This window comes from Methylacidiphilum sp. Yel (assembly GCF_004421185.1).
Classification (GTDB): Bacteria; Verrucomicrobiota; Verrucomicrobiia; order Methylacidiphilales; family Methylacidiphilaceae; genus Methylacidiphilum.
Genome location: NZ_LXQB01000053.1, coordinates 592 through 11,332, shown reverse-complemented (window position 1 = coordinate 11,332; position 10,741 = coordinate 592). Strand labels below are relative to the sequence as shown.

At 41.7% G+C, this 10,741-nt stretch carries 11 protein-coding genes; 2 read left to right on the top strand and 9 right to left on the bottom strand.

Features of this window, described 5'->3' with window-relative positions:
• Positions 1-40 precede the first annotated feature (40 nt).
• The 9 genes from A7Q09_RS07820 to nuoB all read right to left on the bottom strand — a co-directional run bounded on the left by A7Q09_RS07820 (position 41) and on the right by nuoB (position 9,738).
• Positions 41-292, bottom strand: a complete 252-nt coding sequence (locus A7Q09_RS07820; RefSeq protein WP_134390911.1) for a hypothetical protein — start codon at positions 290-292, stop codon at positions 41-43.
• A 158-nt stretch (positions 293-450) separates the two neighbouring features.
• The gene (locus tag A7Q09_RS07815) at positions 451-2,268 is read right to left on the bottom strand and encodes a sulfite reductase flavoprotein subunit alpha (protein WP_134390910.1); all 1,818 of its coding nucleotides are present in this window, start codon (positions 2,266-2,268) and stop codon (positions 451-453) included.
• 146 nt (positions 2,269-2,414) lie between these two features.
• Entirely contained in the window at positions 2,415-3,542 is a 1,128-nt protein-coding gene (locus A7Q09_RS07810; RefSeq protein WP_134390909.1) for a complex I subunit 1 family protein, read from the bottom strand.
• Between the two features lie 16 nt (positions 3,543-3,558).
• Positions 3,559-5,265 (bottom strand): molybdopterin-dependent oxidoreductase, encoded by a 1,707-nt coding sequence (locus tag A7Q09_RS07805; RefSeq protein ID WP_134390908.1) that lies wholly within the window; start codon positions 5,263-5,265, stop codon positions 3,559-3,561.
• 51 nt (positions 5,266-5,316) lie between these two features.
• Positions 5,317-6,687 carry an NADH-quinone oxidoreductase subunit NuoF gene (gene nuoF / locus A7Q09_RS07800; RefSeq protein ID WP_134390907.1) on the bottom strand — a complete coding sequence of 457 codons (1,371 nt, stop codon included), beginning with the start codon at positions 6,685-6,687 and terminating at the stop codon, positions 5,317-5,319.
• 4 nt (positions 6,688-6,691) lie between these two features.
• The gene (locus A7Q09_RS07795) at positions 6,692-7,225 is read right to left on the bottom strand and encodes an NAD(P)H-dependent oxidoreductase subunit E (RefSeq protein WP_134390906.1); all 534 of its coding nucleotides are present in this window, start codon (positions 7,223-7,225) and stop codon (positions 6,692-6,694) included.
• Between the two features lie 68 nt (positions 7,226-7,293).
• Positions 7,294-8,550: an NADH dehydrogenase (quinone) subunit D gene (nuoD, locus tag A7Q09_RS07790; RefSeq protein WP_134390905.1), complete on the bottom strand. Its 1,257-nt coding sequence runs from the start codon at positions 8,548-8,550 to the stop codon at positions 7,294-7,296.
• A 15-nt stretch (positions 8,551-8,565) separates the two neighbouring features.
• Positions 8,566-9,204 (bottom strand): NADH-quinone oxidoreductase subunit C, encoded by a 639-nt coding sequence (locus tag A7Q09_RS07785; RefSeq protein WP_134390904.1) that lies wholly within the window; start codon positions 9,202-9,204, stop codon positions 8,566-8,568.
• A 21-nt stretch (positions 9,205-9,225) separates the two neighbouring features.
• A complete protein-coding gene (gene nuoB / locus A7Q09_RS07780) occupies positions 9,226-9,738 on the bottom strand; it encodes an NADH-quinone oxidoreductase subunit NuoB (protein WP_134390903.1) in 513 nt (170 codons plus the stop codon).
• Between the two features lie 155 nt (positions 9,739-9,893).
• On the opposite strand from nuoB, the gene A7Q09_RS07775 reads away from it, so the two are divergent.
• Complete coding sequence (locus A7Q09_RS07775) at positions 9,894-10,385, top strand: low molecular weight phosphatase family protein (RefSeq protein WP_134390902.1); 492 nt, start codon at positions 9,894-9,896, stop codon at positions 10,383-10,385.
• Between the two features lie 26 nt (positions 10,386-10,411).
• Positions 10,412-10,741, top strand: a 330-nt coding sequence (locus A7Q09_RS10740; RefSeq protein ID WP_208526714.1) for an RRXRR domain-containing protein, incomplete at its 3' end; no start/stop codon positions are given.

The following is a 10,741-nucleotide window of genomic DNA, read 5'->3' as shown; positions in this document are numbered from 1 at the left end:
CCATGCGGCCGTCTCACCTTGCGGTCTTTATTCAGACGGTTCAAGGCGGACTTGATAGCCTCCGTTGCACGCACACTCTAGCAGAAATCACAAGCCCGGAAGGCATATCCGGATGCTCCGTACGGAGTGTCCAGTACGTCTCGGGATGCAATTTCACACCGTTCTTGCAACGCTTCTGCCAGCCAACAGCACAGACAGCGTTGAAACAATCAGTGTACTCAGGGAGTGTGCACAAGAGGATTTCAGCCTGTTTGGTTGTAGGTTCTAGAAACAATCGGATTGTCCTCCTCATACTTCACATACTATCCTATTTTGCGAAGCGAAAGTAGCGGCGCTCCTCTCCATGCCTAAAGGAAGGGGTCTTGCGCGACGCTGTTGGCTGATGAAAGGAACTCTAATTTTATTTTTATTATCTTGTCTTGATCCTTTCAGAACGCCACTGGAATATCATCAATAGACATCACGCAAGTATCTTTTGGAAGAGCGAAGATTTTGGACATATTCTTGTGCTTTTTCTTTGGAAAGCCCTCCCGCAGTCTCACAAATCCTATGAAGAGCTGCATCAACATCTTTTGCCATCCTATGGGCATCGCCACAGACATACACGTAGGCCCCTTCCTGCAACCAACCCCAAAAGTCTTGAGCATTCTCCAACATCCGATGCTGAACATAAATTTTATAAGACTGATCGCGTGAAAAAGCAGTATCGAGTCGAGTCAATACACCTTCCTTTAAAAAATCTTCCAGTTCCTCCTGATAAAAGAAATCCGTGGAACGATGTTGTTCTCCAAAGAAAAGCCAATTTTTCCCTTTCGCCCCTATAGCCATCCTCTCCTGAAGAAAAGCTCTAAAAGGAGCAATCCCCGTTCCAGGTCCTATCATAATCATGGGAGCATCCGGATCAGAGGGAATACGAAAATTTGGATTAGATCGAATAAAGATAGGAATGGGGACCTTAGGGGAGGCTTCAGCCAGAAAATTAGAACATATCCCCCTTCTCCATCGTCCATGTTGAATATACCTCACAACTACCACCGTAAGGTGGACTTCCATTTCATACAGCTTTGGACTGCAGGCAATAGAATAATATCGGGGAGAAAGGGATCTTAAATTTTTAACAAGTTCAAGAGCCCCAATCCCCTTCTTTGGGAAATCGTCAAGAATAGAATTGATTTCGTAATGCCGATATAAGGCTTCTCGCAATGGAACATTTTCACCACTTGGTGTGGGAACAATTTCTTCTCCCGTATAACCTAAGGTTTCAATGATTTCCTGTACAAGCACAGGCCAATTCGTTGGGAAAACGCCCACGGCATCTCCTGGAAGATAACTCAAATCGGAGCCTTCCAAAGATAACTCCAGATGCCGCGTCTCTTTCTCAGAACCCATCAATGTTAATCGCCTGTTTTCTAAGACTCTCGAAGGAAAAGGATTTTGTTTATTAAAAGGGGGTTGTGGAACGGAAACTTTTTTGGAGGTCAAAGGAACACTCACTTTTTGACCTTCCCCCTTTGTTTCCACGCTAAAAGCCTGCTTACTCTGATCTGAAATCTGTAAAGAACGCGGCAAAATTTCCAAAACACTATCTATCCATTTGGAAGCCGACTCTTCATAATCTACATCACAATCAATCCTTGGGTAGATCCTTTTGGCTCCAAGCTCTTCCAATCGTTTATCCACATTTTTCCCGGCTTGACAAAAATCTGGATAAGCAGAATCGCCCAATGCCAAAAGGGCATATTGGAGATTTTCTAATCTAGGAGCCTCTGAAGAAGACAAATACTCCCAAAATTCTCTCGCGTTATCTGGAGGTTCCCCTTCCCCAAAAGTACTTATAAAGAAAATAGCATAGGATTCTTTAGTTAAATCAACGCTTTTGAAATCAGCTAGATCGATGACCGATACGGGGAACTTTACAGACTGCAACTTCCTGCCCATTCGCTTCGCTAGCTCTTCGGCGTTTCCTGTTTGACTCCCAAAAAATATTTTTATGGTTGAATGATTAGCCCTAGAAGACTCTTCTTCCTTTTGTAGTTCAGCCTGAGGGAAAGAGAGTAAATTAAAGATGAATTCTTCTGCCCATTGTCGCGCTACTGGGGAAATTGGTGCCCATTTGGGAATAGAAGGAAAGGGTCTTCCAGCCTCCGCATATTCCATTATGCCAGCTAAGAAACCGCTAATCCATGCTTTCTCTACCAAGGATAGCGGAGCAGTCTCAGGAAGCTTTTGTATGTTCTCTTTTGGTACCAATTCTATGGAACCCTCCATTTATGTTTTTAAACTATTTATTACAAAAAACCGAAAGCAAAAAGTTTCTATATTCCAAGTATAATTCAAGAAAAAAACCATTTTTTTTAAATTTCTTTTTAAAATATTTTGGTTTGGAAGCCTGCGAGGGATAGAGACAATTGGCTTTAAAGAGTTTTAAACAGAGCCAAAAGCACTGCAACAGAGCCAATATTAACCATAGAAAGCGGAAGAAAAATCTTCCAACCCAGATTCATGAGTTGATCATACCGGAAGCGAGGAAGAGTCCATCGAATCCAAATAAATAGGAACAAAAATACAAGAATTTTTAATAAAAACACCAACGCCTGGATTATCAACCCACCGATACCAACTCCCTTTGTCAACAACCCAAAAGGCAGACTCCAGCCCCCAAAAAACAGTGTAATAATCAAAGCACTTGCAGCCACCATTGCAGCATACTCCCCCAAAAAGAACATACCGAATTTCATCCCTCCATATTCTGTATTATATCCAGCCACTAGCTCCTGTTCACTTTCAGGTAAATCAAATGGCGCTCGATTCGTCTCAGCAAACAAAGCTACCAAAAAAATCAGAAAAGAGATAAAAAGAAAGGGCCACATTACAAAAAGTTTCCAATCCAAATGTTGGGCAAAAAAAGGAATCATCAACCAACCGTGTTCTATCTGAAATTTAACGATATCAGAAAAATTCAAACTTCCTGTCAGAAGAAATACAGGTATGATGGAAAACCCTAGCGCTACTTCATAAGAAATCATCTGAGCGGTTGATCGTATACCTCCAAGGAAAGCGTACTTTGAATTGGAAGCCCATCCAGCAAGGACAATCCCATAAACGCTCAAAGAACTAATAGCAAATGCCCATAAGACGCCAGCTCCTGCATTGATAATGACTCCAGGCTGAGGAACAACGATCTTCAAAGAAGAGATCGTTATCGGCTCTATGGATGCAAAGGGGATAAGACCAATGATTACTAAAGGAGGAACCATGACAAAAAAAGGAGCGAGGGTGTAATAAAATCTTTTTACAACCCCAGGAACAAATTGTTCCTTAAGCATGAGTTTAAAGGCATCGGCAATTGGTTGGCCTAATCCCCAAAAACGTCCTTTGAGAAAAGGAAGTCCTACGCGGTTTGGTCCTACTCTATCCTGAATGGCAGCGCATATTTTTCTTTCAGCTAAAACGGTGTAAGCAACAATGCCTAAAAGCACACCAACAACGACAGCAATCTTAATCAATGTGCTAATAATAAAAACAGTCAAAGAACCATCCATTACTAAACTCTCTTTCTTATAGAATTGATCGGTTTTTTAACTTTTGACTCAGATCTATCCCTAAATCTCCTACTGTATTCCAAGAAAGGCTTTCAAAAAGGTCGATTTCTTTGGACATGGCATCAAAAACATCATTAATTTTTTCAAAGACCCTCTCCTTCACTCCAACCAAAAGGAGCAGATCTCGTAAAATTCTCCAATCCTCTCTGGCTCTTCCTGGACAAAGAATAGCTTTATGCAGTTTCTGTAGCCTACCAGCAATATTGATCATCGTTCCACTTTTTTCAGCAAAACTAGCTCCTGCCAATAGAATATTTGCCTTGTGCACTGCAGGCCCCGGAATCAGCCCTTGCCAAACATAAAAAGAAAGGGAAGAAAGAATATCCTCCTGAATGCCAACTTCTTCAGGATTTTCATGAATGGCAAAAAGACAGTTGATTTCTTTAGCTCGAATCTTATTTTTTAGTTCTTCAATCCTCCTTCCTTCCTTTCCAATGCCAATCCCTATAGCTCCTTTGGTATTAGGATTGAGATCGGCACTTCTAAGGAGTCCATCGGCAACTCCTTTTCTTGGAATTATTTCTGAAAATATTTCTGTCCCTTTTCCTAAAGTCTCCATGAGCTTCTTTACAAGGTAAAGCTCTTCACAAGTAAGCCTTGCAGAGACCAGAAAAGCGATTTCAGAGGGAGGAAATTCCATAAGCTTTTGAGCAACAGTGCGTAAGGCTTCTGACCATTCCAGAGGAAAGAGCGATCCATTCAGATGAGAAGCAGGCTCAGTCACTCTTTTTTTGCTATGAATATAATGGAAGCCAAGTCTTCCTTGGTCACACATCCAATGAGAGTTTACTTCCTCGTTGACCCGTGGTGTCAATCGATAGACTATATTTTCTCTACTGCCTATGATAATATTGCATCCAGTAGCGCACTCTGTACATATACTTTTAGCTTCCCTTAGGAACCAAACTCTCATTTTGAAACGAAAATCCTTGCTCGTCAACGCACCTACTGGACATATATCCACCGTATTCAATGAATAATTACTATCAAAGACCCTTCCTGGATAAACTGTTAATGTAGAATAGCTGCCACGATTCACAAAACCTATCACATCTTGTTTGGCAATCTCTCTTGCAAAACGAATACATCTAGAACACAAAATGCATCTTTCATCATCAAGAATAATCCTCGGCCCAAAGTCCACACGCTTGGGTTTTTTTACTTTTTCTTCTACAAACCGACTCCTTCCCTTACCAAAATCATATGCATATTCCTGCAACCGACATTCTCCTGCCTGATCGCATATGGGACAATCTAAGGGATGATTGATAAGAAGAAATTCCATCACTCCCTCTTGGCAATCTTTAACGAGTTTCGAGTTTGTCCTAATAGCCATTCCTTCCGTGGCTTGAGTGGCACAGGCAATCTGCGGCCTAGGCAACCAATTAATCACCGGCCTTTCTTCCGCATCAACAACAGGCTTCCGATTTGCATCTAGCTTCGGCATGCCCATTTCGAAAAGGCACATTCGACAGTTGCCCGCAATGGAAAGTTTAGGATGATAGCAATAGTGAGGAATAAACTTGCCAAATCGTTTAGCCACTTCAATAATATTTAAGCCTTTGGGAACTTTAACCCATTGTCCATCGAGCTGAACATTTACAAGAGGAGCCTCTAAGGGGGGCAAGTCATGATTAAAAGGATTTTTGATTAAAGCACTCATATCCGACACACCGTTGGCTTTGTTATAATCATCAACTTTGTTATAATCAAATTAAGCAGTCCTATTTGTCAGGGGTTCTAGAATTTCCAAAGAAGACTCTTTTCTTTGCTTAGCCTCAAACTCTTCTCCAAACATCTCCACAAAACTTTGCACAGGCCAAGAACAAGCCTCTCCAAAGGCACAAATGGTTCTACCCGCAATATGATTGGCTACTTCAAGAAGCAATTTACTATCTTCAGGCCTTCCTCCGCCAGTACAGATTCTATCAAGCATCTTCTTCATCCAAAGAGAGCCTTCCCTACACGGAGTACATTGGCCACAGGATTCATGGGCGTAAAACTCAGCAATGTTCCGCAAGCATTCAACCATATCCCGTGTATGATCCATTACTATTATTCCCCCTGATCCTGACATAGAGCCAGTAGCAGCAACTGTATCGAAATCTAAAGGGATATCCTCTAGCCCCATCTCAACAATTTCTGTCGAACCATCCTCTTTTTTCTTAGGAATCTTGTATTTTTTATCGGCTCGTAAAACTTTTGCAGACGACCCACCAGGAATTACCGCTTTGAGCTTATTGCCATTTCTAATGCCGCCACAGACCTCATAGAGAAGCTCTCCAAAAGTGATGGCCCCACAAGGATATTCATAGTATCCAGGTTTATTAACATCTCCACTTACACACCATATTCGAGTGCCAGTATTATTTGGGGTGCCTATCCGGGCATATTCAGCCCCTCCCATCTCCACAATATGCTTTACATGACAAAGTGTCTCCACATTATTGACGATGGTTGGGCACATATATAAGCCAAGCACTGCAGGAAAATAAGGGGGTTTGATTCTTGGATAGGCTCTTTTCCCCTCTAAGGATTCTATCAAACCGGTTTCTTCACCACAGATATAGGCTCCAGCTCCACGAAAAACATAAATTTCTAGCTCATACCCACTGCCCAGAATATTCTTCCCTAAAAAGTTTCTCTCTCTTGCTTCTGCTAAGGCCTTTTCAAGAATTTCAGCACCTTTTGCAAATTCTCCCCTAATGTAGATATAAGCTAAATGGGCTCGGTTGGCATAGGCACTGATGACCATGCCCTCGATCAGCTGATGCGGATCTTTATAAATAATCTGTCTATCCTTAAATGTTCCTGGTTCAGATTCATCCGCATTGCAAAGTAAATAGACTGGTTTTGTGTTTTTTTCATGATTAATGAAGCCCCACTTAACTCCCGTAGGGAAACCTGCACCCCCTCTGCCTCGTAAGCCTGATATCTTGACTTCTTGAATGATCTGGTCAGGTGGCATGGCAAGAGCCTTTTTCAAAACTTGATATCCCCCATGGCTCAGATAGCAATCTATATCAACAGTGTAACCAGGCTCATCGGCATGCTTAAGTATAAGTCTATATTCAGCTTTAGCCATGGGTTTAAAACTCCTCTTTTCTCTTTTCCCTTATTAAATGATTGAGTATCGCATCAATTTTAGTTTGAGTCACATCCATCCATTCTTCTTCGTTAAGCATCATCACCGGGGCATTTCCACAGGCTGCTAGACATTCAACAAATTCTACAGAAAACTTTCCATCCTCGCTTACATAAACATGATGCCCAACTTCATTAACGGTTTTGCAACTTTTTTTGATATATTCAAAAATTTCGTAGCTCCCAGCCAAAGCACAGGAAAGTGTTCTGCAAACTTTAAATTGATAATGCCCAAGGGGTCTTTGACGAATCATCGGATAAAAAGTCGCAATTTCCTCTACCGCTATTGGTTCTAAATCCAACTTTTCGGCAATCCACTGGACCCCTTGAGGTGAAACAAATCCAAAATGCCTTTGCCATAAATGCAGCAACGGCAAGGAAGCGCTTCTTTTGGAAACTGGATATTGGCTAATGATCCTTTCAGCCTCTTCAATAAAACTTTCTTCTAACTGAGGAAGATCTTTTTCTGTCGCATTCATTTTTCAATGCCTTAAATACAAATAAAACATGCCTCTTTTTTTTCTGAAAAAACGGGCACAAGCTCCGTTCACCTATCACACTCTCCCATGACAAAATCCAAACTCCCCAAAATAGCTACCACATCGCTTAAAAGATGCCCTGGAAGAATTTTAGGCAATATGCTTAAATTAACAAAGGATGGAGATCGAATTTTTAAACGGTAAGGCACCCCTCCACCCTTACTTACAATATAAAAACCTAGCTCTCCCTTTGGATTTTCTCCTCCAAAATATACTTCACCAACAGGTGCATCCACTCCCTGGGTTGCAATAATAAAATGCTGAATCAGTTCCTCCATTTTCGTCAAAACATCAGCTTTTTTAGGCAAATACCCCCTGGGCTCATCCACAGCAATCGGCCCCATGGGAATATCCGATAAGGCTTGTTGGAGAATCCTGCAACTTTGCCTCATTTCTTCAATTCTCACCATATATCTATCAAAACAGTCTCCAACACTCCCCAAAGGCACCTCAAAATCATATTTTTCATATCCAAGATAGGGATTTTTTTTCCTTAGATCATGATTAACCCCACTGCCTCTTAAATTCGGACCGGTCAAGCCATAATCAATAGCGTCCTCTTTGGAAATGACACCAATGTTTTGAGTCCGATCAACAAAAATTTTGTTCTTAGTTAAAAGTCCTTCTATCTCATCCACTTTAGGTAAGAACTGTTTGACGAACTCTTTTACTTTTTCAGGCCATCCCGGAGGCAAATCCCTGCTTAACCCACCAATTCTCGTATAGGTTGTTGTAAATCTAGCTCCCGTGAGCTCTTCAATCAAAGTATAGATCTTTTCTCGTTCTGTAAAAGTATAGAGAAAGACAGAAACAGCTCCACAATCCATCGCATAAGCCCCAAGCCCCATTAAATGAGAAGAAATTCTAGCAATTTCAGCACAAATCACACGAATAACCTGTGCTCTAGGAGGAATTTCCCAACCTAAAAGTTTTTCAACCGCGCAAGCATAGACCACATTATTGGCTAAAGGAGCAAGATAGTCGAGTCGATCAGTATAAGGCACAAATTGGTTATAGTGCATATTTTCGGCTATCTTTTCATCCCCTCGATGCAAATAGCCCACCTCAGGAATAGCTTTGGTGATAACCTCGCCATCTAATTCGAGAATAAGTTGGAAAACCCCATGCGTACTTGGATGGGAAGGCCCCATGTTTAACACAAGTCTTTCTCCTTCAGGGGCACCGGAAATTTCTTCTGCTCTTCTGAGAAGTTCTCCTACATCGGGAACTTCCATGCGGACTTCTCTAGTTAGATGTTCAGACATATGGTTCTTTTGTAATTATTCTTTTGGAAGCAGGGGTAGCTTTTCTGATTCTTTAATTTCTTCCAGTTCCTCAAGATTTTCTTCATCCCACTTAGCCCTTGGTTCTCTTTGATCCGATAATGGTGCAGGAGAAGACACAAAAGGGCCTCCATCTAGAGGGGCTGGTCGAGCAAAGGCTATAGGACTCTGGTCCGTTGGTTTTCCTTCCACAGGAAAATCCTTCCTCAGTGGGAAATAGGGATAACCTTCCCACATCAAAATCCGACGTAAATCTGGATGGCCTTCAAAAATAATGCCAAACATGTCGTAGGCTTCTCTTTCATGCCAGTTAGCAGTTGGATAAACAAAAGAAAGAGTGGGAACGATCGGATTGGATTCACTCAGCCTTCCTTTAATCCTCAAAGGAAGGCCTTTTTCTAAATTATAAAAATGATAAACAACCTCAAATCTAGGCTCCTCTCCTAAATGATCTACCCCTGAAATATCTAGAAGCAAAGAAAATCCTTTTTCTTCCTTTAAAAACCTTGCAACTTCCTGGATTATAGCTAAATCCATTATTAAGGTCCATTCACCACGAAATTCTTTGACTTCCAATAACTTTGCAGGGAAGAGGTTCTGAATTTCTTTGGCTAATGGGAAAGATAATGCAGACATAAACTTTACTTGCTTTCTCTTTTAGGCCTCTATTTGTTTCAAGTGACGTAAGGAAGATTCCTTATCTATCTTTTGCTGAAGCTTGATCAAGGCGTCCAGGAGAGCCTCTGGCCGAGGAGGACAACCAGAAACGTACACATCAACTGGCAGTAGCTGATCAATGCCTTGAAGGACCGAATAGCTCCTATACATTCCTCCACTGGAAGCGCAGGCACCCATAGCAATCACCCACTTTGGATCTGGCATTTGCTCATAAATCCTTTTTACCGAATAAGCCATTTTATATGTCACCGTGCCCGCCACAATCATCACGTCACACTGCCTTGGAGAAAATCGCATCACTTCCGCTCCAAATCGAGAAATATCAAATCTAGCACAAGCCGAAGACATCAATTCAATAGCGCAACAGGCAAGTCCCATTGGCATTGGCCATAAAGAATTCTTCCTCATCCAGTTGATCGCCGCATCAATCCTAGTGACTACTACATCTCCTTCGAGAGGAGAATTAAAAGCTACGGAGGTCGTTTGTACCATATACAAGAAAACTAAATTAAAAAAAATTATTTAATCAAGAAAAAAGAAGAAAAACTTGTAAAAGACAATTTGGGCGATTTTATTTTCCAAATGCATATATTTCTCTACTAATTAAATATTATAATCATTTTTAATATAATTATTTTTAATAATATATGCAGAAAAAATTTATTTTATTTATATGCACTGGAAATATCTATAGGAGTCGATTCGCTCAAGCTATTTTCAATTTTCATGCTTTCCAACACTCTCTCTGTTGGGAGGCTTTTTCAAGAGGAATTGTTGCCTCAAAAACGCCTGGGCTTCTTTCGCCTTTTGTTAAAGAAGCCCTGATTCAAAAAAATATCCCTTTATCTTTTGCTGGGACTGATCCAGTACAGCTTCATATTCGAGATCTACAAAATGCTACCCTTAGAATTGCTTTGAGGGAAGAGGAGCATAAGGAACCTCTTAAAAATCTATTTCCCGGATGGGAAAAGAACTGTCTTTTTTGGCACGTTGGCGATAGCAATCTGATCCCTCCAGAAAGAGCTTTAACGATGATTGAAAGCGCCACTCTTGAAATAATCGACACCCTCCTACAGATAGAGAAAGAAAAAAATAAATCACCACTGGTTTGTGCTTTTGAAAATATAATACATAAATAATGAGTGCTTGAGCATTATCTTTACTCATGCTAAAAGTCAACTACCCCGCCCTGATGCCGTGCTCGGAGAAGCGGGCGCGGATGCTGCTGGAGCGCGGAGGTGCCTGCGTTGTCCTGATGGTGCCCTTTACCATCCCTCCGGTGGACCGCAGGGTGGAAGATTCCGCCTTGCAGCCTCTGCGATTGAAGCTGGACCCTGGCAGTAAGGCTACCGGCATGGCGTTGGAAAAAGAGACAGTGGATGCAAGCACCAGCGAAATCGTCCGTGCCATCCCCGTGCACATGCTGCTGGAATGGCAGCATCGAGGAGAGGCTATCCGGGATGCGCTGGCCAGACGGCGGGCGTTTCGACGGCGG

Excerpts from the sequence above, each read along its gene's own strand:
- A7Q09_RS07820 (WP_134390911.1), bottom strand. The coding sequence starts at position 292 with ATGAGGAGGACAATCCGATTGTTTCTAGAACCTACAACCAAACAGGCT.
- A7Q09_RS07815 (WP_134390910.1), bottom strand. The coding sequence starts at position 2,268 with ATGGAGGGTTCCATAGAATTGGTACCAAAAGAGAACATACAAAAGCTT.
- A7Q09_RS07810 (WP_134390909.1), bottom strand. The coding sequence starts at position 3,542 with ATGGATGGTTCTTTGACTGTTTTTATTATTAGCACATTGATTAAGATT.
- A7Q09_RS07805 (WP_134390908.1), bottom strand. The coding sequence starts at position 5,265 with ATGAGTGCTTTAATCAAAAATCCTTTTAATCATGACTTGCCCCCCTTA.
- nuoF (WP_134390907.1), bottom strand. The coding sequence starts at position 6,687 with ATGGCTAAAGCTGAATATAGACTTATACTTAAGCATGCCGATGAGCCT.
- A7Q09_RS07795 (WP_134390906.1), bottom strand. The coding sequence starts at position 7,225 with ATGAATGCGACAGAAAAAGATCTTCCTCAGTTAGAAGAAAGTTTTATT.
- nuoD (WP_134390905.1), bottom strand. The coding sequence starts at position 8,550 with ATGTCTGAACATCTAACTAGAGAAGTCCGCATGGAAGTTCCCGATGTA.
- A7Q09_RS07785 (WP_134390904.1), bottom strand. The coding sequence starts at position 9,204 with ATGTCTGCATTATCTTTCCCATTAGCCAAAGAAATTCAGAACCTCTTC.
- nuoB (WP_134390903.1), bottom strand. The coding sequence starts at position 9,738 with ATGGTACAAACGACCTCCGTAGCTTTTAATTCTCCTCTCGAAGGAGAT.
- A7Q09_RS07775 (WP_134390902.1), top strand. The coding sequence starts at position 9,894 with ATGCAGAAAAAATTTATTTTATTTATATGCACTGGAAATATCTATAGG.